General features: G+C 55.2%; 29 protein-coding genes. 21 read left to right on the top strand and 8 right to left on the bottom strand.

Annotated features, from left to right (window positions below; genetic code table 11):
* Positions 1 to 172 precede the first annotated feature (172 nt).
* The 5 genes from ppiA (at position 173) to argD (ending at position 3,516) form a co-directional block, all read left to right on the top strand.
* Positions 173 to 745, top strand: coding sequence for a peptidylprolyl isomerase A (gene ppiA / locus DW56_RS19625; protein WP_024552806.1), 573 nt, complete (start codon positions 173 to 175; stop codon positions 743 to 745).
* A gap of 107 nt (positions 746 to 852) precedes the next feature.
* Positions 853 to 1,023 (top strand): YhfG family protein, encoded by a 171-nt coding sequence (locus DW56_RS22010; protein WP_049292942.1) that lies wholly within the window; start codon positions 853 to 855, stop codon positions 1,021 to 1,023.
* Complete coding sequence (locus DW56_RS19620; RefSeq protein ID WP_024562191.1) at positions 1,013 to 1,615, top strand: putative adenosine monophosphate-protein transferase Fic; 603 nt, start codon at positions 1,013 to 1,015, stop codon at positions 1,613 to 1,615. Before DW56_RS22010 ends, DW56_RS19620 begins: the two co-directional genes overlap by 11 nt.
* A 30-nt stretch (positions 1,616 to 1,645) precedes the next feature.
* Positions 1,646 to 2,209 (top strand): aminodeoxychorismate synthase component 2, encoded by a 564-nt coding sequence (gene pabA / locus DW56_RS19615; protein ID WP_024554249.1) that lies wholly within the window; start codon positions 1,646 to 1,648, stop codon positions 2,207 to 2,209.
* A gap of 86 nt (positions 2,210 to 2,295) precedes the next feature.
* Positions 2,296 to 3,516, top strand: coding sequence for a bifunctional acetylornithine/succinyldiaminopimelate transaminase (gene argD, locus DW56_RS19610; protein WP_024554248.1), 1,221 nt, complete (start codon positions 2,296 to 2,298; stop codon positions 3,514 to 3,516).
* On the opposite strand, the gene DW56_RS19605 is transcribed toward argD, so the two are convergent.
* Together DW56_RS19605 and crp are read right to left on the bottom strand one after the other, a co-directional pair.
* Positions 3,517 to 5,592 (bottom strand): YccS/YhfK family putative transporter, encoded by a 2,076-nt coding sequence (locus tag DW56_RS19605; RefSeq protein ID WP_024554247.1) that lies wholly within the window; start codon positions 5,590 to 5,592, stop codon positions 3,517 to 3,519. It abuts the gene before it with no gap.
* Between the two features lie 64 nt (positions 5,593 to 5,656).
* Positions 5,657 to 6,289, bottom strand: a complete 633-nt coding sequence (gene crp / locus DW56_RS19600) for a cAMP-activated global transcriptional regulator CRP (RefSeq protein WP_000242758.1) — start codon at positions 6,287 to 6,289, stop codon at positions 5,657 to 5,659.
* A 307-nt stretch (positions 6,290 to 6,596) separates the two neighbouring features.
* Between crp and DW56_RS19595 the strand changes: the two genes are divergently transcribed.
* Positions 6,597 to 7,001: an OsmC family protein gene (locus DW56_RS19595; protein WP_024554246.1), complete on the top strand. Its 405-nt coding sequence runs from the start codon at positions 6,597 to 6,599 to the stop codon at positions 6,999 to 7,001.
* A gap of 20 nt (positions 7,002 to 7,021) precedes the next feature.
* Here DW56_RS19595 and DW56_RS19590 read toward each other — a convergent pair whose 3' ends face one another.
* The 4 genes from DW56_RS19590 to DW56_RS19575 form a co-directional block, all read right to left on the bottom strand.
* On the bottom strand, positions 7,022 to 7,891 hold the full coding sequence (locus tag DW56_RS19590; RefSeq protein ID WP_024554245.1) for a phosphoribulokinase: 870 nt from the start codon (positions 7,889 to 7,891) through the stop codon (positions 7,022 to 7,024).
* Between the two features lie 114 nt (positions 7,892 to 8,005).
* Positions 8,006 to 8,224, bottom strand: a complete 219-nt coding sequence (locus DW56_RS19585) for a YheU family protein (protein WP_024554244.1) — start codon at positions 8,222 to 8,224, stop codon at positions 8,006 to 8,008.
* Positions 8,225 to 9,241 (bottom strand): hydrolase, encoded by a 1,017-nt coding sequence (locus tag DW56_RS19580; RefSeq protein ID WP_024554243.1) that lies wholly within the window; start codon positions 9,239 to 9,241, stop codon positions 8,225 to 8,227.
* A 105-nt stretch (positions 9,242 to 9,346) separates the two neighbouring features.
* A complete protein-coding gene (locus DW56_RS19575) occupies positions 9,347 to 10,066 on the bottom strand; it encodes an NUDIX hydrolase (protein ID WP_024554242.1) in 720 nt (239 codons plus the stop codon).
* Positions 10,067 to 10,262: 196 nt separating this feature from the next.
* On the opposite strand from DW56_RS19575, the gene prs reads away from it, so the two are divergent.
* Complete coding sequence (gene prs / locus DW56_RS19570; protein WP_024554241.1) at positions 10,263 to 11,120, top strand: ribose-phosphate diphosphokinase; 858 nt, start codon at positions 10,263 to 10,265, stop codon at positions 11,118 to 11,120.
* Between the two features lie 11 nt (positions 11,121 to 11,131).
* On the top strand, positions 11,132 to 12,616 hold the full coding sequence (locus DW56_RS19565; protein ID WP_024562190.1) for a nicotinate phosphoribosyltransferase: 1,485 nt from the start codon (positions 11,132 to 11,134) through the stop codon (positions 12,614 to 12,616).
* Between the two features lie 17 nt (positions 12,617 to 12,633).
* Here the strand turns inward: DW56_RS19565 and DW56_RS19560 are convergent, their stop codons facing one another.
* Positions 12,634 to 14,538 (bottom strand): ABC transporter ATP-binding protein, encoded by a 1,905-nt coding sequence (locus tag DW56_RS19560; protein ID WP_024562189.1) that lies wholly within the window; start codon positions 14,536 to 14,538, stop codon positions 12,634 to 12,636.
* Between the two features lie 123 nt (positions 14,539 to 14,661).
* On the opposite strand from DW56_RS19560, the gene kefG reads away from it, so the two are divergent.
* The 4 genes from kefG (at position 14,662) to slyD (ending at position 17,904) form a co-directional block, all read left to right on the top strand.
* Entirely contained in the window at positions 14,662 to 15,216 is a 555-nt protein-coding gene (kefG, locus tag DW56_RS19555; RefSeq protein ID WP_024555200.1) for a glutathione-regulated potassium-efflux system ancillary protein KefG, read from the top strand.
* Positions 15,216 to 17,018: a glutathione-regulated potassium-efflux system protein KefB gene (gene kefB / locus DW56_RS19550; RefSeq protein WP_024555201.1), complete on the top strand. Its 1,803-nt coding sequence runs from the start codon at positions 15,216 to 15,218 to the stop codon at positions 17,016 to 17,018. The genes kefG and kefB overlap by 1 nt, the downstream gene beginning before the upstream one ends.
* A 10-nt stretch (positions 17,019 to 17,028) precedes the next feature.
* On the top strand, positions 17,029 to 17,229 hold the full coding sequence (locus tag DW56_RS19545) for a YheV family putative zinc ribbon protein (RefSeq protein WP_024555202.1): 201 nt from the start codon (positions 17,029 to 17,031) through the stop codon (positions 17,227 to 17,229).
* Positions 17,230 to 17,322: 93 nt separating this feature from the next.
* On the top strand, positions 17,323 to 17,904 hold the full coding sequence (gene slyD, locus DW56_RS19540; RefSeq protein WP_024555203.1) for a peptidylprolyl isomerase: 582 nt from the start codon (positions 17,323 to 17,325) through the stop codon (positions 17,902 to 17,904).
* A gap of 42 nt (positions 17,905 to 17,946) precedes the next feature.
* On the opposite strand, the gene DW56_RS19535 is transcribed toward slyD, so the two are convergent.
* Entirely contained in the window at positions 17,947 to 18,165 is a 219-nt protein-coding gene (locus tag DW56_RS19535) for a protein SlyX (protein WP_024555204.1), read from the bottom strand.
* Positions 18,166 to 18,372: 207 nt separating this feature from the next.
* On the opposite strand from DW56_RS19535, the gene fkpA reads away from it, so the two are divergent.
* From fkpA to DW56_RS22000, 9 genes are all read left to right on the top strand, one after another.
* Entirely contained in the window at positions 18,373 to 19,200 is an 828-nt protein-coding gene (fkpA, locus tag DW56_RS19530) for an FKBP-type peptidyl-prolyl cis-trans isomerase (RefSeq protein WP_024555205.1), read from the top strand.
* A gap of 173 nt (positions 19,201 to 19,373) precedes the next feature.
* A complete protein-coding gene (locus DW56_RS19525; protein ID WP_024555206.1) occupies positions 19,374 to 20,102 on the top strand; it encodes a helix-turn-helix transcriptional regulator in 729 nt (242 codons plus the stop codon).
* Positions 20,102 to 20,488 (top strand): sulfurtransferase complex subunit TusD, encoded by a 387-nt coding sequence (tusD, locus tag DW56_RS19520; RefSeq protein ID WP_024555207.1) that lies wholly within the window; start codon positions 20,102 to 20,104, stop codon positions 20,486 to 20,488. Before DW56_RS19525 ends, tusD begins: the two co-directional genes overlap by 1 nt.
* Positions 20,488 to 20,847 (top strand): sulfurtransferase complex subunit TusC, encoded by a 360-nt coding sequence (gene tusC / locus DW56_RS19515; protein WP_024555208.1) that lies wholly within the window; start codon positions 20,488 to 20,490, stop codon positions 20,845 to 20,847. Before tusD ends, tusC begins: the two co-directional genes overlap by 1 nt.
* Before the next feature lie 7 nt (positions 20,848 to 20,854).
* The gene (tusB, locus tag DW56_RS19510; RefSeq protein WP_024555209.1) at positions 20,855 to 21,142 is read left to right on the top strand and encodes a sulfurtransferase complex subunit TusB; all 288 of its coding nucleotides are present in this window, start codon (positions 20,855 to 20,857) and stop codon (positions 21,140 to 21,142) included.
* A 125-nt stretch (positions 21,143 to 21,267) separates the two neighbouring features.
* Entirely contained in the window at positions 21,268 to 21,642 is a 375-nt protein-coding gene (gene rpsL, locus DW56_RS19505) for a 30S ribosomal protein S12 (protein ID WP_002436309.1), read from the top strand.
* Between the two features lie 96 nt (positions 21,643 to 21,738).
* Complete coding sequence (rpsG, locus tag DW56_RS19500; protein WP_004106370.1) at positions 21,739 to 22,209, top strand: 30S ribosomal protein S7; 471 nt, start codon at positions 21,739 to 21,741, stop codon at positions 22,207 to 22,209.
* 97 nt (positions 22,210 to 22,306) lie between these two features.
* Positions 22,307 to 24,421 carry an elongation factor G gene (gene fusA / locus DW56_RS19495; protein ID WP_024555210.1) on the top strand — a complete coding sequence of 705 codons (2,115 nt, stop codon included), beginning with the start codon at positions 22,307 to 22,309 and terminating at the stop codon, positions 24,419 to 24,421.
* A 67-nt stretch (positions 24,422 to 24,488) separates the two neighbouring features.
* Positions 24,489 to 24,643 (top strand): GTP-binding protein (locus tag DW56_RS22000; RefSeq protein WP_004200661.1); only part of this gene is annotated, 155 nt, incomplete at its 3' end.

Here is a 24,643-nt window from a genome sequence, read left to right as displayed (position 1 = left end):
TCTCTGTTATTACATGATAGCTGTCACATAAATGTAGCGATAAAGCTAAAGTAATAGCGACAAACCCGGCGTTTAGCGTTACGTAAAGCCTGGTAAATGTCTGGCACGATAAACAAACGCTATTTAGAATCGACCCACTTGCATTCATCACTGCCCACGTAAGGAATTTTTCATGCTTAAAAACACTCTGGCGGCTGTCGCGGCTGTGTTTGCGCTCTCTGCGCTTTCTCCTGCCGCGCTGGCGGCTAAAGGCGATCCACGCGTACTGCTTACCACTTCAGCAGGCAACATCGAACTGGAGTTAAACAGCCAGAAAGCCCCTGCATCGGTGAAGAATTTTGTGGATTACGTGAATAACGGCTTTTATAACAACACCATTTTTCATCGCGTAATTCCGGGCTTTATGGTTCAGGGCGGCGGGTTTACCGCAGATATGCAGCAAAAACCCACTAACCCGCCGGTGAAAAACGAAGCGGACAACGGCCTGCCTAACAGCCGCGGCACCATCGCAATGGCGCGCACCGCCGACAAAGACAGCGCCACCAGCCAGTTCTTTATCAATGTGGCGGACAACGCTTTTCTGAACCACGGGCAGCGTGATTTCGGTTATGCCGTTTTTGGTAAAGTTGTGAAAGGCATGGACGTGGCGGATAAAATCGCCCAGGTGCCGACGCACGATGTCGGCCCGTACCAGAATGTGCCGTCAAAACCGGTAGTTATCCTCTCTGCGAAAGTCATTCAGTAACGTCTTCCGACGCGGGTGTTCTTCGCCCGCGTTTCGCCTTGCTTTCTGCGCATCTGCCAATTGCTGCTTATACTTGTGGCAAATACGGTTACGTTCAGGGAGGCGTTATGGCGAAAAAACTCACCGATAAACAGAAGGCCCGACTGTGGGAGCGGCAAAAAAACGCCAATTTCCAGGCCAGCAACCGTCTGGAAGGGATTGATATTCCGCTTATCTCTCTGTCGCGCGAAGAGGCGCTGGCGCGTATCAACGAACGCAGGGGGCACTATGAGCGATAAATTTGGCGATGGACGCGATCCCTATTTCTGGTCGGGCAGCGAAGTGCTGCGCAACCGGCTTAATATTCACTCGCTCCAGGATTTGCAGCACGCCGAGCGTGAACTCACCTCGCTGCGGGCCGCCACGCTGGAGCTGGGGCCTTTGTCGCGCGGGCTGCCGCACCTGTGCGCCATTCATCGCCAGCTTTTTCAGGATGTGTATGAATGGGCGGGCGAGCTGCGCGAAGTCGATATCTATCAGGGCGACACCCGCTTCTGCCATTTCGAATACATCGAAAAAGAGGGTAATGCCCTGATGCAGGAGCTGGAAGACGAAAAGTATCTGGTTGGCCTTGAGCTGGAAGCCTTTATTGAGCGCCTTGCCCATTACTACTGCGAAATAAACGTCCTGCATCCTTTTCGCATCGGCACCGGACGGGCGCAGCGGGTTTTCTTCGAGCAACTGGCGCTGCATGCGGGTTACAGTCTCGACTGGCGCGACGTAGATGTAGAGGCGTGGAAAGCGGCCAACCAGGCCGGCGCTATGGGCGACCTTGCGCCGCTGCGCGAGATCTTCAGCAAAGTGGTGAGCGAGGCGCGCGAAAGCGAGTAGAATGGCGCGGTTCTTTTTTCCGGAGCCGCCATGCTACTGCTTATCGACAACTACGACTCGTTTACCTGGAACCTTTATCAGTACTTTTGCGAGCTGGGAGCGCAGGTGGTGGTCAGGCGCAACGATACGCTGACGCTTGCCGACATCGCGGAACTGGCGCCGCAAAAGCTGGTTATCTCTCCAGGCCCCTGCACGCCCAACGAAGCGGGCGTATCGCTTGCGGCCATTTCTCATTATGCCGGCAAGCTTCCCATTCTTGGCGTTTGCCTTGGCCATCAGGCTATAGGGCAGGCGTTTGGCGCTTCCATTGTGCGGGCTGAGAAAGTCATGCATGGCAAAACGTCACTGATTGAGCATACCGGCGAAGGCGTTTTTACCGGGCTTAATAATCCGCTGACCGTTACGCGCTACCATTCGCTGGTTATCGACCCGCCAACGCTGCCGGATGACTTTATCGTGACGGCCTGGACCGACCGCCAGGAGATCATGGGCATTCGCCACAAGCGCTGGGACCTGGAAGGCGTGCAGTTTCACCCAGAAAGTATCCTTAGCGAACAAGGGCATCAGCTGCTGGCAAACTTCCTCAATCGCTGATTTTTTATTGCCTTCGATTGATTTATTATGCATATTTTATGCTTATCTTTTCATGTGTGTTTTCGCATTAACTGGATGGGCATGACATGGCAACTGAACAATCTGTAATTACCCGCGCCACTTTCGATGAAGTGATTTTGCCAATTTATGCACCGGCGGAGTTTATTCCGGTGCGGGGTAAAGGCAGCCGCGTGTGGGATCAGCAGGGTAATGAGTATGTGGATTTCGCGGGCGGCATTGCGGTGACAGCGCTCGGGCACTGTCATCCCGCTCTGGTGGAAGCGCTGAAAACGCAGGGCGAAACCCTCTGGCACACCAGCAATGTGTTCACCAATGAACCGGCGCTGCGTCTTGGTCGTAAACTCATCGAAGCGACTTTCGCCGACCGCGTGGTGTTTATGAACTCCGGCACCGAAGCCAACGAAACCGCGTTTAAGCTGGCTCGCCATTACGCCATTACTCGCCATAGCCCTTACAAAACCAAAATTATCGCTTTCCATAACGCATTTCACGGCCGCTCGCTGTTTACCGTCTCCGTCGGCGGACAGCCAAAATACTCAGACGGCTTCGGCCCAAAACCGGCGGATATCATTCACGTTCCTTTCAACGACCTGAACGCTGTTAAAGCCGTGATGGATGACCACACCTGCGCGGTGGTGGTAGAGCCTGTGCAGGGGGAAGGGGGCGTTACCGCCGCCACGCCGGAATTTTTACATGGGTTGCGCGAACTGTGCGACCAGCATCAGGCGCTGCTGGTGTTTGATGAAGTACAGAGCGGCATGGGCCGTACCGGCAAACTTTTCGCCTGTATGCATTACGGCGTGACGCCCGATATTCTCACCAGCGCCAAGGCGCTCGGCGGCGGTTTTCCGGTCAGCGCAGTGCTGGCGACGCAGGATGTCGCTTCGGCATTTCACGTGGGTTCTCACGGCTCCACCTATGGCGGCAACCCCCTCGCTTGCGCGGTGGCGGAAGCGGCGTTTGATATCATCAATACCCCGCAGGTGCTGGAAGGCGTTGGCGCGAAGCGCGAGCAGTTTGTGCAGCACTTGCGCGCTATCGACGAGCAATATGATCTCTTTAGCGATATTCGCGGCATGGGACTGCTGATCGGCGCCGAGCTTAAACCCGCTTATAAAGGCCGCGCGCGGGATATCCTCTACGCCGCCGCCAGCGAAGGGGTGATGGTGTTGAACGCCGGGCCGGACGTAATGCGCTTCGCGCCGTCGCTGGTAGTGGAAAGCGCGGATATCGATGAAGGGATGGCGCGCTTCGCTAAAGCCGTAGCGCGCGTGGTGAAAGGGTAATCAACCCAGCCGGCGTTTAAGCCAGATGCCGTGATGCGGCCGCTGACGCCATGCCACTGAAGAGATCGTGTGCATGGTGTTCAGGTGGCCCAGAATGCGGTGCACATGCTGCTCCATCACGCTCAATGCGGTGTCCGGCAGCGTTTCCGGGCCTTCCAGAATATTCGCGTCATGGGATCCGCCTGGCGCGTCATACTCCAGCCGTTGCTGGCAGCGCTGTAGCGCAATTTCACACGACTCCAGATAACGCGCCGCCAGTTCCGGCGTCAGCATGTGGTGTTCACGCGCCATCGTCGTCATGGCGTTGATATGCTCGACAATAAACTGGCTGTGCGTGACCCACAGTTTCATATCGGCTAAATAGCGGGTATTGAACCCGGGCTCCTGCATCGCCTGGTTTAACGAGTTATAGAGCGCATTATGCGCCTGGTTGACACGCATGCGCTGGTAAGCGAGCGGCGCGGGCTGCGGATCGTCGCTCAGGATCAGGCGCAGCGCCTGCTGGTCCGCCTCCAGCGCGTCGTGGGCGTTCTGGCGCAGCAGCCCGCTTTGCCACTGCGGCCAGAGCCAGACCATGCCGCCGAAGGCGATAAAGCAGCCAATAAGCGTGTCGATAAGCCGCGTCACGATAAACTGCTCGCCGTTCAGCGACAGAAGTTGCAGCGAATAAACCGCCGTTACCGTAAAGCCAATCATCGCCCAGCCGTAGTTTTTACGGATGATGAGATAGCTAATCAGCGTGATCGCCAGCATGACCAGCAGCATGTAACCCTGCGGCACATGCAAGTGCAGGGTTATGCCTGCGATGATTAACCCGGCCAGCGTGCCGGCCGCCCGTTGCAAAATACGTACTCGGGTTGCCCCGTAACCGTTCTGCGTGACAAACATGACCGTCATTAAAATCCAGTAAGGCTTAGGCAAGTGCAGGGCATTGCCGACAAGGCTTGCAATGCCAAGCATCACACCCAGCCGGGCGGCATTGCGCAGCGCGGCGGACTTCAGCGAAAGGTAGCTTTTCAGCGCCTGAAGCAGCGGTAAACGCTTTTGCCTGTCGGCCATTAAATCGCGCGTGTAAAGCGGGCGCTGGCTGCGCAGAATGCGGGCGATGCGGCTGAAATGGTATTCGCAGAAGTGGCCGACCAGGTTGTCCGGGTGCTGGCGGGTGATTTTTTCCAGCGCGGCAATCTGTTTATCCATTGCAAAGCGGTGCGGATAGCGATGATAAAGAATGTCATCCGCCATCACGCGCAGGCGGGCGCTAATGGTCTGCGCGTTCCAGCGGATCACCGCTTCGGCATGGCTGCGCTCCACCAGTTTTTGCACTTCTTCCGGCTGGTGCAGGCTTACGGAAATATGTTCCTGAAGATCGAGCGCCATCTGAAAGGTGCGCAGCAGGCGTTTATAGCCGCTCTGCTTCCCGGCGGCCAGCATATGCAGTTGCTGATAACACTGGCTGATAAGGTCCACCACCTTTTGCTGGCGAGTCAGCAGCGGGGGCAGGGCGTTTTCCGGATCGGTGTGCTGCGTCAACAGGCTGTATTTCGCTTCGCAATAGTCTGCAAGCTCACGATAAAGCAGGCTCAGCGACTCGCGCAGCGGCTGCTCGCGCCACAGCCAGAACCAGAACCAGTTAAAAAGCCCATACCAAAGGGTGCCGAAAACATAGAGCAGCATAGGCTCCCAGACCGGCATATTTCCCGCAAGGCTTAGCGTAAAGATAGCGGCGATAAGCGAGGCGGGCAGCAGCCGCGCATGCAGCGAGCTGATTTCCGCCGTTACGCCAAGCAGCAGCGCCATACCGAAGAAAATGATCGGCAAAGGCAATGCCTGCGCCAGTAAAAGCTGTACCGTAAAGCTGCTGACGGCGAACAGCGAGGCGCCAATCGCCAGGCGTTTGAAAAAGCGTTTATGCGGCGTATCCAGCCCGGCAATATTGCAGCAGGCAGGCACGAGGGAAAAAAGCAAACCCTGTTGCAGATGACCAAGCAGCAAGCCAACCGCCACTGGCAGACAGAGGATCAATGTCTGGCGCAGGGCGTAGTTCACTTCCGGGTGATAAATAAGGCGGCGAAACATAGAGGTAAGTGTAGAAACAAAAACGGCGTGTTACCGAAGCGACACGCCGTTTTTTTACTGTGGCTTAGCGGGTGCCGTAAACCACGATGGTTTTCCCATGCGCGGAGATCAGGTTCTGATCTTCAAGCATTTTCAGGATACGGCCTACGGTTTCGCGAGAGCAACCCACGATCTGGCCAATCTCCTGACGGGTGATTTTGATCTGCATCCCGTCGGGGTGCGTCATGGCGTCCGGCTGTTTCGCGAGGTTCAGCAGCGTCTGCGCGATGCGGCCCGTCACGTCGAGGAACGCCAGGTTGCCTACTTTCTCAGACGTCACTTGCAAACGACGCGCCATCTGCGAAGAAAGGCGCATCAGAATGTCCGGGTTCACCTGGATAAGCTGGCGGAATTTCTTATAGGAAATCTCGGCGACTTCGCAAGCGGTCTTGGCGCGAACCCAGGCGCTGCGCTCCTGGCCCTCTTCAAACAGGCCCAGTTCGCCGATAAAGTCTCCCTGATTCAGATACGAGAGGATCATCTCCTTGCCCTCTTCGTCTTTGATCAGCACTGCCACTGAGCCTTTAACGATGTAATACAACGTTTCCGCTTTTTCACCCTGGTGAATCAGCGTGCTCTTCGATGGGTACTTATGAATGTGGCAATGTGACAAGAACCATTCGAGAGTCGGGTCTGTTTGCGGTTTGCCAAGCACCATGCGCTGTTATCCTCTGTTTAAACTGGCTCCAAAGACAGGGCGCGTGTCCCCTGTCTGGCTTTGCAATCATTATCTTCCCGCATCCCGGGAAGTTGGCTGTCGGTGTCTTCGCAGCCGGTAAATTGTCTTGTCCTCTGCATACATGCATAACATCAATGTATCGCCGCAGCATCCAGACTGTTTTAACATAGCTTTTTATGAGTGTCTCCTATTGTCTCGTTTCAGCTTGACCCATGTCGCCTTACGTTGCCTCTTTCTCAACTGGCGCGTAATCTGTCAAAAATTTTTATACTTCGGAGTGATGATTATGCAGGCACGAGTAAAGTGGGTTGAGGGATTGACGTTCCTGGGCGAATCCGCTTCAGGGCACCAGATTCTGATGGATGGCAATTCCGGCGATAAAGCCCCAAGCCCGATGGAAATGGTGTTGATGGCGGCGGGTGGTTGCAGCGCCATTGACGTGGTTTCTATTCTGCAAAAAGGCCGTCACGACGTGCAGGATTGCGAGGTGAAGCTGACTTCAGAGCGTCGCGAAGAAGCGCCGCGCCTGTTCACCCACATTAATCTGCATTTTATCGTAACGGGTAAAGCGCTTAAGGACGCCGCTGTCGCACGTGCGGTAGATCTTTCCGCTGAAAAATATTGCTCGGTGGCGCTGATGCTCGGCAAGGCGGTCAACATTACTCACTCTTATGAGGTTGTTGAAGCCTGATAAAAGGCGGCGCTGCCGCCTTATTCAATTTTTTTGCCTTCCATTAACCGCTGCACCAGCGGCAGCATGATCAGCTCCATCGCCAGCCCCATTTTTCCGCCCGGCACCACCAGCGTATTGATATGAGAAATGAACGATCCCTGAAGCATGGCCAGCAGCCAGGGGTAATCGATACCTTCGAGATTGCGAAAGTGAATGACCACAAAGCTTTCATCAAGCGACGGAATGCCTTTGGCCGCGAATGGGTTTGAAGTATCCACCGTGGGTACACGCTGGAAGTTAATATGGGTGCGTGAAAACTGCGGCGTGATGTAGTTGATGTAATCTTCCATCGAGCGTACTACCGAATCCATGACTGCCTCGCGGGAATGCCCGCGTTCGCTGGTATCGCGAATCAGCTTTTGGATCCACTCCAGGTTGACGATAGGCACTACGCCGACCAGCAAATCCACATGCTGCGCCACATTATGCTGGGGCGTAACCACGCCGCCGTGCAGCCCTTCATAAAAGAGCACGTCGGTAGGCTCCGGCAGCGGCTGCCAGGGCGTAAAGGTGCCCGGCACCTGGTTCCACGGCACCGCTTCGTCATAGGTATGCAGATATTTGCGGGATTTGCCCTGGCCGCTGCGGCCATAATCAATAAACGTTTGCTCCAGCAGGCCGAAGTCATTCGCGTCTGGCCCGAAATAGCTGATATGCCGACCAAGATCCCGCGCTTTGCGGATAGCCATGTCCATTTCAGGGCGCGTATAGCGATGGAAGCTGTCGCCTTCCACTTCGGCGGCATGAAGATGCAACTGGGCGAAGATCTTACGAAAGGCGAGACTGGTGGTGGTGGTGCCTGCGCCGCTGGAACCTGTAACGGCGATAACCGGGTGTCTTGATGACATAGCGGAAACTCCATGGATACGCGAAAAAGGTACGCCACTAACGCCAGCGTTCCGGCGCTGGCGGAATAGTCTGCTTCGCTCTGGCGTTAACCCGGCAATAGGCCAGGCTAACCATCAGCCACGGAACTGGCCTCGCGGCATGATATTGACCGTTTCGTGCAGTTCAGACCACACCAGAACGGCTTCGCCGTTTTGTAGTTGCCGCTTAACGTCGGCCACTTTTTGTTCGAGCGAACGCTCATGTTCACCATAATCGGTGCCTTCGCGCAAGACAAAAGCTTCTATCAGGTTGTCCAGCGTCTCGGGCGCCAGGTTTTGCCAGGGGATGATCATTTACCTGTCCAGATAAGTCGTTAACCAGTCGGGGATCCGCTTTTCCAGCCACATTTGCGGGCGCCGCAGCGTGCCGCCAATAAATCCTACATGCCCGCCATGTTCGGTCAGCTGATACTCAATATTGGGCGGCAGCGTTTCGCGCTGCGGGATCACATGATGATCCATAAACGGATCATCTTTGGCATGGATGATAAGCGTAGGCCGGGTTATCTGGTTCAGTAAAGGCAGAGCGCTACACTGGCGATAGTAATCTATGGCGTCGCTAAACCCGTGGATCTTCGAGGTAATGGCGTCGTCGAAATCGCGGATGCGGCGAAGGCGCTTAAGCTGCGCCAGGTCTATCGGCAGCGTGCCGGGCCAGGCTTTAAGCTTACGGCTTGCATTCGCCTTCAGCAGGTTTAACAGGTAGCGCTGGTAAACGCGCGAAAAGCCTTTCTCCATATGGTAACTGCATGCTTCCAGCATCAGCGGCGCGGAAACCACCACGCCTGCCGCCAGCGGGAAGTCGGCATTCAGCTTCGCCATCAGGCAGGCCAGCATATTGCCGCCGAGGGAAAACCCGACGGCGGCGGTCGGCGCCGCGCCGAAGCGCTTGTCCAGCCAGTTCAGAAAGTAAGTGCCGTCTTCGGTTTCGCCGGAGTGATAAATGCGCTGCATTTTGTTCGGCACGCCGCTGCAACCGCGAAAATGCATGACCACGCCAAGCCAGCCGCGCTGTTTCGCCGCATGGATAAGCCCGTGGGCGTAAGGGCTGTGCAGGCTGCCTTCCAGCCCGTGGAACACCACCAGCCGCGGCTTGTGCGCGGCCTGGTCCGGGTTTTCGCTAAAGGCGAGATCGACAAAGTCGCCGTCCGGCAAATCGAGGCGTTGCCAGTGCGGCGTAAACTGTAGCCGACGGCGCAACAACCTCGGCAGCATGGTTTGCAAATGCGGATTGCTCAACCCCGGCATCGGCTGGAAATAGTGCGAGCCGGCGGCGGGAGCGGTGAGTTCAGCAGGGGGTATTTCGGCCATAGCACCAGATTAATGTAATAAGTTCGCGAATGACTATAACGATTGTTATGCATATTGTTGATGATTTGATGCGGTAAAGCAGATGAACGGCTTGCGCTGCCCCGCTTATTCCGCCAGCAAGTTCCGCGAAAAAAGATGGATGTTGGCGTCGGGCTTGCGTCGCCAGAGCCGCGCTTTACGTGCGCCAGTGGCGACACTTTCGCCGGTTTCTTCGAACATGCCCGAGGCTTCGAAGCGGCGAATCAGACTTTTACGCTGGATAGGCTGGCCGAGGATAATTTCTGTTGCCTCATGAAGTTGCGCCAGAGTGAAACGCTCTGGCAGGCAGTAGACCGGCAACAGCGAGTACATGGTTTTCTGGCGCAGGCGATGAAGCGCCGCCTGGATAATGTCGGCGTGATCGAACGCGAGTTCAGTTTTTTCCAGCCCGGAGACCGGCCACCACTTTGCGTCGCTCACTGAGCCGATATGGGGCTGGCAATCCACCCAGGCGATAAGCGCAAACCAGGCGGTGGTCAGGCTCCAGCCGCGCGGGTCGCGCTGCGGGCCGGAAAAGGTTTCCAGCTGTTCCAGCCAGGAGGGGTTGACCCCGGTTTTTTCGGTGAGCTTACGCAGCGCCGTGGCGTGAGTGGAATCATCTTTTTCGATATCAATAAACCCGCCGGGCAAAGCCCAGCGCCCCTGCTGCGGCTGCCTTGCGCGTTGTACAAGCAGCACGCTAAGCGCCTGTTCCTTAACAGTAAACAGGACGCTATCCACCGTTACCAGCGGCGAAGGGAACCGGGAGGGATCGTATTGCTGGAGGTATTCCGCTTCTGTGGTCATGACGGGTGCCGGGTAATTGTCGGAGAGACAAGTTTAACAGCCTTGCCGCGTCGAACAACCTGAAGATTTATTTCATTATTAATCAACATCTTATTTTTTTAGGGTGTGAAAATGCAAATCAGGGCTTGCTAATTATTGTCGCACGGACAATATTAAATGTGTCGCACGGACAATAACTAATGACGAGGAGCGAATCATGATGCAGCCGCAACTGAAACTGGATGATAAAGCGATAACCGTTGAAACCGGGCGGTTCCCTGACGGCGCAGTCTGGGCGAAGGTAGCAGGTGAGTTGCCTGCTGCGGCTTCGCTGATGCAGGTTCGCGCCCCGGCCATGAAAAACATGGATGACTTTATGCTGCTGGCGCAGCTGACCGACGCGGTGCGCCACCGTTGCGACGTGCGCTTCAGCCACCTTGAACTGCCGTGGCTGCCTTACGCCCGCCAGGATCGCCATATGCAACCTGGCGACAGCTTCGCGCTGAAGGTTTTCGCAAACCAGCTCAACTTACTCGGCTTCGACAAAGTTATTGTGCTGGATCCCCATAGCGAGGCGGCGGCGGCGGCCATTACCAATCTGGTCGCTATTCCTCAGGAACGCTGCCTGCTGCAAAGCGAAACGCTCGCAGCCGCGCTGCGAGCCGGGGAGCTGACTCTGGTGGCGCCCGATGCGGGCGCGCTTAAAAAAATTCACGCGGTCGCTCAGGCGGTTGGCGCGCAAGGGTTCGCGACGCTTACGAAGCAACGCAACGTGGCGACGGGTGAACTGACCGGCTTTCGCCTGGTTGAGGGCGACGTTAAAGGCAAAGCCGCGCTGATTGTTGATGATCTTTGCGACGCGGGCGGCACTTTTATTGGCTCCGCTCAGGTGCTGCGCGATGCTGGCGCCCGCAGCGTCAGCCTCTACGTGACCCATGGCGTTTTCTCGAAAGGGGTGGAAAACCTGCTAAGCCAGGGCATCGATCAGATATACACCACCACCTCGCTTGCCAGCGCAGATCTTGCCGCTGCAAATGTTGAAGTAATTGATATCAATAAAATTTACCAGGCTTAAGGAGAGAGAATATGAACCCGATTCTGGCTATTGATGGTTATAAAGTCTCCCACCGCGAGCAGTATCCGGTGGGAACCACAAAGGTCTATTCAAACTTTACGCCGCGCAGCGATCGTTATTTTCACTCTCCGGTAGCCGACGGCAAGCTGGTCTTTTTCGGCTTGCAGGGCTTTTTGCAGTGGTTTCTGGTCGACCTTTTTAACGAGCGTTTTTTCGCTCGGGAAGAGCAGGAAGTGGTGGCGGAATATCAGGCGGTCATGGACAGCTACATGGGGAAAGGGGCGGTCAGCGTTGAGCATATCCGCGCCCTCCATCAGTTGGGTTACCTGCCGCTGCATATCAAAGCGCTGGATGAAGGCAGCAAAGTGGCGATGAAAGTGCCGGTGCTCACCATTACGAATACCCGCGATGAGTTCTTCTGGCTGGTAAACTATCTGGAAACCGTGCTCTCGGCAGAGTTATGGAAGGCTTCCACGAATGCCACCATCGCCCATCACTATCGCCTCATTTGCGAGCGCTGGGCGCAAAAAACCTGTAGCGATGCGAGCCACCTCGACTTCCAGTGCCACGACTTCTCGTTTCGCGGCATGTCCGGGTTGCAGGACACCGCCCAGGCAGGTTGCGGCCATCTGCTGAGCTTTAAAGGCACCGACAACATTCCTTCTGTGATTTACGCCCGTGATTACTACACAAAAGGCGAAGACTATTTTATCGCCGCTTCGGTTCCGGCTACCGAGCACAGCGTGATGTGCATGGGGGAACAGGCGGGCGAAATTGAAACCTTCCGTCGGTTGATTAGCGATCTTTACCCGAACGGTTTTGTCTCGATTGTTTCCGATACCTGGGATTACTGGCGCGTTATTACGGACTATACCCGCGAGCTGAAAACGCAAATTATGGCGCGTGAAGGCCGCGTGGTGTTCCGCCCCGACAGCGGCGACCCGGTCGCAATCCTGTGCGGCACGGCGGCAGACGACGACACTCGCGCAGACCGCACACCAGAGGAAAAGGGATCGGTGGAAGTGCTGTGGGAAATCTTTGGCGGTACGGTCAATGAAAAAGGCTTTAAGGTGCTCGACCCGCACGTAGGGCTGATTTACGGCGATTCCATCACCCTTGAGCGCGCCGAGGAAATTTTACGCCGCCTGGCGGCGAAAGGCTTCGCCAGCTCCAACGTCGTGTTTGGCGTCGGCTCTTTTACTTACCAGTACAATACCCGCGACACGTTCGGCTTCGCGATGAAAGCGACCTACGGCGAAGTGGACGGCATCGGGCGCATGATTTTCAAAGAGCCGAAAACCGACAACGGCCTGAAGCGTTCGGCGCGCGGCTTGCTGCGGGTTGCGCGTAACGAGGCGGGGGAGTATCAGCTCTTTGACGAACAAACCTGGGCGCAGGAGCAGCAGGGCGAGCTGAAAACCCGTTTCCTGGACGGCAAGCTGCATAACACCGAACATCTGGAAACACTGCGCCAGCGCCTGGCGTCAGCGCAGTAACCTCTAAGCCTGGCGGATTAATCGCCCTGCGTCATTGCTTCAAGACGCTCCTGAGCATCCAGCCAGGCCATTTCACACTCTTCCAGCGCCGCTTTGGTCTTCGCCTGCGTTTGCAGGCATTCATTCATCTCCGCTTTGCGGGCCGGATCGTAGATGGCGCTGTCGGCGAGCTTCTCTTCCACCTCAGCAAGGGTCGCATTGAGCTTCTCCATCTGTTTTTCCAACTGAGTTATCTCTTTACGCAGCGGTTGGGTCAGGGTGCGCAGCTCCGCCTCGCGACGCTTCTGGTCTTTACGCGCCTGGGCGCTGTTGGCGTTCTCTTTCGGCTGTTCCGCAGGCTGGCTCTCCTGTTTTTGTAGGTCGCTCAGCCACTGTTGATAATCTTCCAGATCGCCGTCGAACGGTTCTACTTTGCCGTCGTGCACCAGATAAAGGTCGTCTGTCGTGGAGCGCAACAGGTGACGGTCGTGCGATACCACGACCAGCGCGCCTTCGAACTCAATCAGCGCTTCGGTCAGCGCCTGGCGCATATCAAGATCCAGGTGGTTGGTGGGTTCGTCGAGCAGCAACAGGTTCGGGCGCTGCCAGACGATGAGCGCCAGCACCAGGCGCGCTTTTTCGCCGCCGGAAAAACGCTCGGTTATCTCCGTGACTTTATCGCCCTGGAAACCGAAGCCGCCCAGATAATCGCGCAGCTGCTGTTCAAGCTCGCGCGGCGCGATGCGCGCCAGGTGCTGTAACGGCGACTCGTCCGCGCGCAGAAATTCCAGCTGATGCTGGGCGAAATAGCCAAGCTTAATGCCCTTCGCCAGCCCAATTTCGCCGCTTACCGGCATCAGCTCGCCTGCTAACAGCTTAATGAGCGTGGATTTGCCCGCGCCGTTACGGCCCAGCAGTCCGATGCGCGAACCCGGCACCAGGTTAAGTTTGATGGAATCCAGGATTGTGCGCTCGCCGTAGCCTGCGCTCACCTTCTCCATCTTCAGCAGCGGATTAGGCAGGCTTTCCGGCGCGCGGAAGCTGAAGTGGAACGGGTTGTCGACGTGCGCCGGGGCGATCAGCTCCATGCGTTCCAGCATTTTCACGCGGCTTTGCGCCTGCTTCGCTTTCGAGGCTTTCGCTTTGAAGCGGTCAATAAAACTTTGCAGGTGCGCGACGCGCTGCTGCTGGCTTTCGTACATTGACTGCTGTTGGGCGAGGCGCGTGGCGCGCTGACGCTCAAACGAACTGTAATTGCCGGTGTACTCGAACATGGTCTGCTGTTCGATATGGATAATTTTGTCCACTACCGGGTCCAGGAAGTCGCGGTCGTGGGAGATAAGGATCAGCGTGCCCTGATAGCTTTTCAGCCATTTTTCCAGCCAGATCACCGCGTCGAGATCGAGGTGGTTAGTGGGTTCGTCGAGCAGCAGCAGGTCGGAGCGGCAAATCAGCGCCTGGGCCAGGTTAAGACGCATACGCCAGCCGCCGGAAAAATCGCTGACCGGACGCTCCAGCTGTTCATTGCTGAAGCCAAGACCGTGCAGCAGGCTGGCGGCGCGAGAGCGGATAGTCCAGGCGTCGATGGCGTCGAGCTTGCCGTGCACGGTGGCGATGGCGTGACCGTCGTTACGCTCGTTAGCCTGATTCAGCTCGCTTTCCAGCTGGCGGTATTCCCGGTCGCCGTCAATCACATACTCCATGGCGGGTTGCGGCAGGGCGGGCGTCTCCTGGTTTACCCAGGCAAGCTGCCAGGTGCCGGGATAGCTGAAGCTGCCGCCATCGGCGCTCATCTCGTTTTTTAATAGCGACAGCAGCGTGGATTTGCCGCAGCCGTTTTTCCCTACCAGCCCGACTTTCTGGCCAGGGTTAATGGTGGCGGTGGCATTGTCCAGCAGCACGCGCGTGCCGCGGCGGATTTGTAACGAGGAGAAAACAATCATAAGGCGCCGTATGTTCAGACTATGTTAAGTTGTCATTATAATCAGGTAACGTAGCGCTAAGCGCGCCGCGTGGGGCCGCCATGGTAGCCCAAAATAATGACGATGACGACGCCCTGGAGGGGAATGATGTCACAGACAGCGAGAGTTTTGCTGCTGTATGCCCATCCGGAATCTCAGGACTCGGTGGCCAACCGGGTTTTGCTTAAGCCGGCTTTACAGCTTCCAAATGTCACTGTGCACGATCTCTACGCACACTATCCCGATTTTTTTATCGATATCGCGCATGAGCAGGCGCTGCTGCGCGAGCATGACGTTATCGTCTTCCAGTACCCGCTTTATACCTATAGCTGCCCGGCGCTGTTAAAAGAGTGGCTCGACCGCGTGCTGAGCCGGGGGTTCGCCAGCGGCAACGATGGCAACCAGCTGGCGGGAAAATACTGGCGCAATGTCGTGACGACCGGCGAGCCGGAAGGGGCATACCGCTACGACGGCGCCAACCGCTATTCGCTTAGCGAGATTTTGCGCCCTTTTGAGCTGACCGCCGCCATGTGCCGCATGCAGTGGCTGACGCCCATTGTTGTTTACTGGGCGCGTCGGCAGACGCCGGACGCGCTGGCAAGCCATGCCAAAGCCTATGGCGACTGGCTGGCTTCGCCGCTGGCTTCGGGAGGCCGCTGATGGAGGGATCGGATTTATTGCTGGCAGGCGTCCTGTTTCTTTTCGCGGCCGTAGTGGCGGTGCCGGTGGCGGCGCGTCTGGGCATTGGCGCAGTGTTGGGTTATCTGCTGGCGGGCATCGCTATCGGCCCCTGGGGGCTTGGTTTTATCAGCGACGTGGAAGAGATCCTTCACTTCTCTGAGCTGGGCGTGGTCTTCCTGATGTTTCTTATCGGCCTTGAGCTTAACCCGTCAAAACTGTGGCAGCTAAGGCGCTCGATATTTGGCGTGGGGGCGGCGCAGGTTATTGTCAGCGCGCTGATCCTGGCCGCGCTGTTAATGCTTACCGCGTTTTCATGGCAGGCGGCGCTGGTAGGCGGCATTGGCCTTGCGATGTCATCCACCGCGATGGCGCTACAGCTTATGCGCGATAAAGGAATGAACCGCAGCGAATCCGGGCAGCTTGGTTTTTCCGTTCTGCTGTTTCAGGACCTGGCGGTTATTCCGGCGCTGGCGCTGGTGCCGCTGCTCGCTGGCAATAGCGACGAGCATCTCGACTGGATGAAGGTTGGCATGAAGGTGCTGGCTTTCGCCGTCATGCTGGTTGGCGGGCGTTATTTGCTGCGGCCGCTGTTTCGTTTTATCGCCGCTTCAGGCGTGCGGGAAGTGTTTACCGCCGCCGCGCTGTTGCTGGTGCTGGGGTCGGCGCTGTTTATGGATGCGCTGGGCTTTTCGATGGCGCTCGGCACTTTTATCGCCGGCGTGCTACTGGCGGAGAGCGAATATCGCCACGAGCTGGAGAGCGCCATCGAGCCGTTTAAAGGGCTGCTGCTGGGACTCTTTTTCATCTCGGTGGGCATGGCGTTGAATCTTGGCGTGCTCTATACCCATATTCTGTGGGTTGTCATGAGCGTCGCGGTGCTGGTGGCCGTAAAAATGCTGGTGCTTTATGCGCTTTCTCGTCTTTACGGTTTGCGCAGCTCGGAAAGGCTACAGTTTTCCGGGGTGCTGAGCCAGGGAGGCGAGTTCGCCTTTGTACTCTTTTCCACCGCCTCCTCGCAGCGGCTTTTCCATGACGACCAGATGGCGCTGCTGCTGGTCACCGTCACCCTGTCAATGATGACCACGCCGCTGGTGATGAAAGGCATCGATAAGCTGCTGGCGCGGCAATTCAATTCGCCGGACGAAACGGATGAAAAGCCTTATGTGGAAGACGATCAGCCGCAGGTGATTATTGTCGGCTTCGGCCGTTTCGGGCAGGTGATTGGTCGCTTGTTGATGGCTAACACAATGCGCATTACCGTGCTTGAGCGCGATATCAGCGCGGTCAACCTGATGCGCCGGTATGGTTATAAAGTGTATTACGGCGACGCGACGCAGATTGATTTGCTGCGGGCGGCCGGGGCAGGGGCGGCGAAATCCATCGTGATTACCTGCAACGACCCGGAAGATACGATGAAAATCGTCCATCTTTGCCAGCAGAACTTTCCGCAACTGGAGATTCTGGCCCGCGCCAGAGGGCGTGTGGAAGCGCATGAACTGCTACAGGCGGGCGTGCAATTTTCGCGTGAGACATTTTCCAGCGCGCTGGAGCTTGGGCGCAAAACGTTAATGTCGCTTGGCATGCACCCGCACCAGGCGCAGCGCGCGCAGCTGCATTTCCGTCGGCTTGATATGCGCATGTTGCGGGAGCTTATGCCCGTTCATACCGATAACGCGCAAATCTCCCGCGCGCGTGAGGCGCGGCGCGAGCTGGAAGAGATTTTCCAGCGTGAAATGCAGCAAGAACGGCGCCAGTTAGATGGCTGGGACGAGTTTGAATAAAAGGTGAGTTATGGCGGTTCGTAAACGTTTTATTGCCGGGGCGCGCTGCCCCGCCTGCCAGGCCCAGGATTCGCTGGCGATGTGGCGGGAAAACAATGTCGATGTGGTGCAATGCGTGAAGTGCGGGCACCAGATGCGTGAGGCAGACAAAGAAGCTCGCGAGCATGTTCGCAAAGAAGAGCAAGTGATTGGGATTTTTCATCCCGACTAGCGATATGCCCCAGCTTTCTTTAAGCTTAAGGGTACACGGGCGCTGATTTGGGCTACAATCGCGCCTGACATTTTTTTCCGCTCAGGAGATATCATGAAAGTAGCAAAAGACCTGGTGGTCAGCCTGGCCTATCAGGTACGTACAGAAGACGGTGTATTGGTTGATGAATCTCCGGTGAGTGCGCCGCTGGATTATCTGCATGGTCACGGCTCCCTGATTTCAGGGCTGGAAAAAGCGCTGGAAGGCCACGAAGTGGGCGATCGCTTCGACGTTAGCGTTGGCGCGAACGACGCTTACGGCCAGTATGACGAAAATCTGGTGCAGCGCGTACCGAAAGACGTCTTTATGGGCGTTGACGAATTGCAGGTAGGCATGCGCTTCCTGGCGGAAACCGATCAGGGTCCGGTTCCGGTTGAAATCACTGAAGTTGAAGACGACCACGTTGTGGTTGACGGCAACCATATGCTGGCGGGCCAGAACCTGAGCTTCAACGTGGAAGTAGTGGCGATTCGTGAAGCGACGGAAGAAGAGCTGGCTCACGGCCACGTTCACGGCGCGAACGGCCATCATCATGACCATGACCACGATCACGACGGCTGCTGCGGCGGTCACGGCCACGATCACGATCATGGCAGCAAAGGTGGTTGCGGCGGCGGCGGTTGCGGTTGCCACTAAGCAAAAAGAAAAGGGCGTAGAACACGCCCTTTTTTATTGCCCTTAATAATGCGGCGGCGGGGTCTCTTCCGCCTGCGATGCGATCATCGATGTCTGGCTCGCTTTGACCTTTTCTATCAAAAGCCGCTGTTGCTCACGCAGTTTCACCATTTCGAGTTCGTGAGCGGTCACGGTCTGGTTCAGCTCTTCGATAGTGATTTCCTGGAATGCCAGCCGGCTTTCCAGCTCCGCCAGGCGCGCTTCTATGGACTTGTGCTGCATGATTTTCCTCCGTCAGAGTCGCGAGTTTACGAAAAATTTACTGCGCTTGCTGAACTTTGCCGTCAGGAAACGTATTTAAACAAAAATAATCTGAAATAAAGCGATTACCGGTAGGGAGGGTGTGTAGATTTCCTCCGCAACGTTCTATATTAGTTCCCTTATTTTATATAACGCTGGGGTGAGAGGCCCCGGTCCTGGAGAAAATGGATGAAATCATTATTTAAAGTCACGCTGCTGGCGACCACCATGGCCGTTGCGCTGAACGCACCGCTGGTCTCCGCTGCTGCGCCGGCGAAAGACGCGCCTGCCGCTACGGCAAACGCTAATGCTGCGTTCAAAAATGACGATCAGAAATCCGCTTATGCGCTGGGCGCTTCGCTGGGTCGCTATATGGAGAACTCGCTGAAAGAGCAGGAGAAGCTGGGCATCAAGCTGGATAAAGCGCAGCTGATCGCAGGCGTGCAGGATGCATTTGCTGACAAGAGCAAACTCTCCGACCAGGAAATCGAACAAACTCTTCAGGCTTTCGAAACGCGCGTGAAGACAGCCGCGCAGGAGAAAATGGAGAAAGATGCGAAAGAAAACGCGGACAAAGGCAAAGCCTTCCGTGATGCTTTCGCTAAAGAGAAAGATGTTAAAACCTCTTCCACCGGCCTGATGTACAAGGTTGAGAAAGCGGGCAGCGGCGACGTGCCGAAAGACAGCGACACCGTTGTGGTTAACTACAAAGGCACGCTGATCGACGGTAAAGAATTCGATAACTCTTATACTCGCGGCGAGCCGCTCTCTTTCCGTCTTGACGGTGTTATCCCGGGCTGGACTGAAGGCCTGAAGTACATCAAGAAAGGCGGCAAAATCAAACTGGTTATCCCGCCTGAACTGGCTTACGGCAAAACCGGCGTTCCGGGCATCCCGGCTAACTCCACGCTGGTATTTGATGTAGAGCTGTTAGACATCAAACCGGCGCCGAAAGCAGATGCTAAGCCGGAAGCCGCAGCGGGCGATAACGCAGCCGCTGACGCGAAAGCGAAGTAATTCGGCAAAGCCGCCGCCCAACCAGGCGGCGGTTTTTTTATTTTGAGCACGATATAATAAAAACTGGAAAGCACATCTTACGCTGTATTACTTTAGCGGTCTGTGTAACAACTGAGTGATGAGTCTGCCCTGACTGAAAACGACAGGCTCTCTGTAGAGGGTGGTATTTTTTCATGTCCAATTCGCTTTTAACCAATGAAACCAGCGAACTTGATTTGCTGGATCAACGTCCTTTTGATCAAACCGACTTCGATATCCTTAAATCTTATGAAGCGGTAGTGGACGGGTTAGCGATGCTCATCGGCTCCCATTGCGAAATCGTTCTGCACTCGTTGCAGGATCTTAAATGCTCGGCAATACGCATCGCCAACGGCGAACACACCGGGCGTAAAATCGGCTCCCCGATTACCGATCTCGCGTTGCGTATGCTCCATGATATGACAGGAGCGGACAGTAGCGTCTCCAAATGCTATTTCACTCGCGCCAAAAGCGGCGTGCTGATGAAATCCGTCACCATCGCGATTCGCAATCGCGACCATCGGGTGATTGGCCTGCTTTGCATCAATATGAACCTGGACGTGCCGTTCTCGCAGATCATGAGCACGTTTATCCCGCCTGAGACGCAAGATCAGGAAGTGCCTTCATCGGTTAACTTTGCTTCTTCGGTAGAGGATTTAGTGACGCAGACTCTGGAGTTCACCATTGAAGAGGTGAATGCGGATCGTAACGTCTCTAATAATGCCAAGAACAGACAGATAGTCCTGAATCTTTACGAAAAAGGCATTTTTGATATTAAGGACGCCATCAACCAGGTTGCTGATCGGCTTAATATTTCTAAACACACTGTCTACCTTTATATCCGCCAGTTTAAAAATGGCGATTTCCAGGGGCAGGATCGCTGATGCGTTTTGCCCTGATGGTAACGGGGCCGGCCTACGGCACGCAGCAGGCCAGTTCCGCTTACCAGTTTGCTAATGCCGTATTAGCTGAAGGCCATACGCTGACGTGCGTCTTTTTCTATCGGGAAGGCGTATACAACGCGAATCAACTGACGTTGCCAGCCAGCGATGAGTTCGATCTGGTGCGCGCCTGGCAAAAACTCCATGAACAACATGGCACGGAACTGCATATTTGTGTGGCCGCCGCGCTGCGGCGCGGCGTAACGGATGAACACGAAGCGAAGCTGGCGGGGTTGTCTGCGGCTAATCTCCAGCCGGGTTTTACCTTAAGCGGACTTGGCTCGCTTGCAGAAGCGGCCCTGACCTGCGACAGAGTGGTGCAGTTCTGATGAAACGCGTAGCTTTTCTGTTCACCTCCGCGCCTCATGGTTCTTCTGCCGGTCGCGAAGGACTTGACGCGCTGCTGGCAACCTCTGCGCTGACAGAAGAAATCGGCGTCTTTTTCCTGAGCGATGGCGTAACGCAAGTTCTGCCCGCACAGAGTCCGGAAAAAATTCTCGCGCGGGATTATATTTCCACGTTCAAAATCCTGCCGCTTTATGACATTGACCAGTGCTGGATTTGCGCGCAGTCGCTGCGCGAGCGCGGTATCCCTGCGGAGCAGAATTTCGTTATTAAGGCAGAAGTGCTGGAGCCTGAAGCGCTTCGTACACGCCTTGATGAGTTTGATGTGTTGTTCACTTTCTGAGGCCGCCATGCTGCATACGCTTTCTCACTCTCCCTGGCAATGCGACTTCGCGGCGCTGTTGCGTACGCTTAACGCTGGCGACGACTTGCTGCTCATTCAGGACGGCGTACTGGCAGGAATAGAAGGCGGGCGTTTCCTTGAATTATTGCTTACCGCCCCCATCTCGTTATATGCGTTGAACGATGATATCGAAGCGCGTGGTCTTTCCGCTCAATTTTCGAACAGTATCGACAGGGTTGGCTATACTCATTTCGTCAGCCTCACGGTAAAGCATCGCAATCAAATCGCCTGGTAACGCCGGGATCGCTGTATATTTCTTGACACCCTTTCGGCTCAGCCCTAAAATTCCGCGTCCTCATATTATATGGGGACGATTTATTACGTGTTTACGAAGCAAAAGCTAAAACCAGGAGCTATTTAATGGCAACAGTTAACCAGCTGGTACGCAAACCACGCTCTCGCAAAGTTGCAAAAAGCAACGTGCCGGCGCTGGAAGCATGCCCGCAAAAACGTGGCGTATGTACTCGCGTATATACCACCACCCCGAAAAAACCGAACTCCGCACTGCGTAAAGTATGCCGTGTTCGTCTGACTAACGGTTTCGAAGTGACTTCCTACATCGGTGGTGAAGGTCACAACCTGCAGGAGCACTCCGTGATCCTGATCCGTGGCGGTCGTGTTAAAGACCTCCCGGGTGTTCGTTACCACACCGTTCGCGGTGCGCTTGACTGCTCCGGCGTTAAAGACCGTAAGCAAGCTCGCTCCAAGTACGGCGTGAAGCGTCCTAAGGCTTAATGGTTCTCCGTTAAGTAAGGCCAAACGTTTTATTTTTAATGTCAAACTAAACTCGTAGAGTTTTGGACAATCCTGAATTAACAACGGAGTATTTCCATGCCACGTCGTCGCGTCATTGGTCAGCGTAAAATTCTGCCGGATCCGAAGTTCGGATCAGAACTGCTGGCTAAATTTGTAAATATCCTGATGGTAGATGGTAAGAAATCTACCGCAGAAGCAATCGTATACAGTGCTCTTGAGACCCTGGCTCAGCGCTCTGGCAAAAATGAACTGGAAGCTTTCGAAGTCGCTCTCGACAACGTGCGCCCGACTGTAGAAGTTAAGTCTCGCCGCGTTGGTGGTTCTACTTATCAGGTACCAGTTGAAGTCCGTCCGGTTCGTCGCAATGCTCTGGCAATGCGTTGGATCGTAGAAGCTGCTCGTAAACGCGGTGATAAATCCATGGCTCTGCGCCTGGCGAACGAACTTTCTGATGCTGCAGACAACAAAGGTACTGCAGTTAAGAAACGTGAAGACGTTCACCGTATGGCAGAAGCCAACAAGGCGTTCGCACACTACCGTTGGTAATCCCTTCGGTATGTTAGTCACCAGACGGGCGCTTAAGGTAAGTCGCCCGTTCTGGGCAACTTAATCTGAGCGCCTAAAGAAACAAACGAGGAATCAAATGGCTCGTACAACACCCATCGCACGCTATCGTAACATCGGTATCAGTGCGCATATCGACGCCGGTAAGACCACTACTACCGAACGTATTCTGTTCTACACCGGTGTAAACCACAAAATCGGTGAAGTTCATGACGGCGCCGCAACCATGGACTGGATGGAGCAGGAGCAGGAGCGTGGTATTACCATTACCTCCGCTGCGACTACCGCATTCTGGTCTGGTATGGCTAAGCAGTATGAACCACACCGTATCAACATCATCGACACCCCGGGGCACGTTGACTTCACCATCGAAGTAGAACGTTCCATGCGTGTTCTTGACGGTGCGGTAATGGTTTACTGCGCAGTAGGTGGTGTTCAGCCGCAGTCTGAAACCGTATGGCGTCAGGCTAATAAATACAAAGTTCCGCGTATCGCGTTCGTTAACAAAATGGACCGTATGGGCGCGAACTTCCTGAAAGTTGTTGGCCAGATCAAATCCCGTCTGGGCGCGAACCCGGTTCCGCTGCAACTGGCGATTGGTGCTGAAGAAGGTTTCACCGGTGTTGTTGACCTGGTGAAAATGAAAGCCATCAACTGGAACGACGCAGACCAGGGCGTAACCTTCGAATACGAAGATATCCCGGCTGACATGCAGGACCTGGCTGACGAATGGCACCAGAACCTGATCGAGTCCGCAGCTGAAGCTTCTGAAGAGCTGATGGAGAAATACCTGGGTGGTGAAGAACTGACTGAAGAAGAGATCAAAAAAGCTCTGCGTCAGCGCGTTCTGAACAACGAAATCATCCTGGTAACCTGTGGTTCTGCGTTCAAGAACAAAGGTGTTCAGGCGATGCTGGATGCGGTAATTGATTACCTGCCATCCCCGGTAGACGTTCCTGCGATCAACGGTATCCTGGACGACGGTAAAGATACCCCGGCTGAGCGTCACGCAAGCGACGAAGAGCCGTTCTCTGCACTGGCGTTTAAAATCGCTACCGACCCGTTCGTTGGTAACCTGACGTTCTTCCGCGTTTACTCTGGCGTGGTTAACTCCGGTGACACCATCCTGAACTCCGTGAAATCAGCACGTGAGCGTTTCGGTCGTATCGTACAGATGCACGCAAACAAACGTGAAGAGATCAAAGAAGTTCGCGCGGGCGACATCGCGGCTGCTATCGGTCTGAAAGACGTGACCACTGGTGACACCCTGTGTAACCCGGATCACCCGATCATTCTGGAGCGTATGGAGTTCCCTGAGCCGGTAATCTCTATCGCGGTAGAACCGAAAACCAAAGCTGACCAGGAAAAAATGGGTCTGGCTCTGGGCCGTCTGGCTAAAGAAGACCCGTCTTTCCGCGTATGGACTGACGAAGAATCTAACCAGACCATCATCGCTGGTATGGGTGAACTGCACCTCGACATCATCGTTGACCGTATGAAGCGTGAGTTCAACGTTGAAGCTAACGTAGGTAAACCTCAGGTTGCTTACCGCGAAGCGATTCGCGCGAAAGTTACCGATATTGAAGGTAAACACGCTAAGCAGTCTGGTGGTCGTGGTCAGTACGGTCATGTTGTTATCGACATGTACCCGCTGGAGCCGGGCTCAAATCCGAAAGGTTACGAGTTCATCAACGACATTAAAGGCGGTGTAATTCCTGGCGAATACATCCCGGCCGTTGATAAAGGCATCCAGGAGCAGCTGAAGTCTGGTCCGCTGGCTGGCTACCCGGTAGTTGACATGGGCGTGCGTCTGCACTTTGGTTCTTACCATGACGTTGACTCCTCTGAACTGGCGTTTAAACTGGCCGCTTCTATTGCCTTTAAAGAAGGCTTTAAGAAAGCAAAACCAGTTCTGCTTGAGCCGATCATGAAGGTTGAAGTAGAAACTCCGGAAGAGAACACCGGTGACGTTATCGGTGACTTGAGCCGTCGTCGCGGTATGCTGCGTGGTCAGGAGTCTGAAGTGACTGGCGTTAAGATCCACGCTGAAGTTCCGCTGTCTGAAATGTTCGGATATGCAACTCAGCTGCGTTCTCTGACCAAAGGTCGTGCATCATACACTATGGAATTCCTGAAGTATGATGATGCGCCGAACAACGTTGCTCAGGCCGTAATCGAAGCCCGTGGTAAATAAGCCGCAGGTTTAACAACAAAGTCCCGTGCCCCCTCCATGAGGGGGCGCTATAGTAAGGAATATAGCCGTGTCTAAAGAAAAATTTGAACGTACAAAACCGCACGTCAACGTTGGTACTATCGGCCACGTTGACCACGGTAAAACTACCCTGACCGCTGCCATCACTACCGTTCTGGCAAAAACCTACGGTGGTTCTGCTCGTGCATTCGACCAGATCGATAA

This window comes from Franconibacter helveticus LMG 23732 (assembly GCF_000463115.2).
GTDB lineage: Bacteria > Pseudomonadota > Gammaproteobacteria > Enterobacterales > Enterobacteriaceae > Franconibacter > Franconibacter helveticus.
This window is presented reverse-complemented; position numbering and strand designations above follow the sequence as displayed.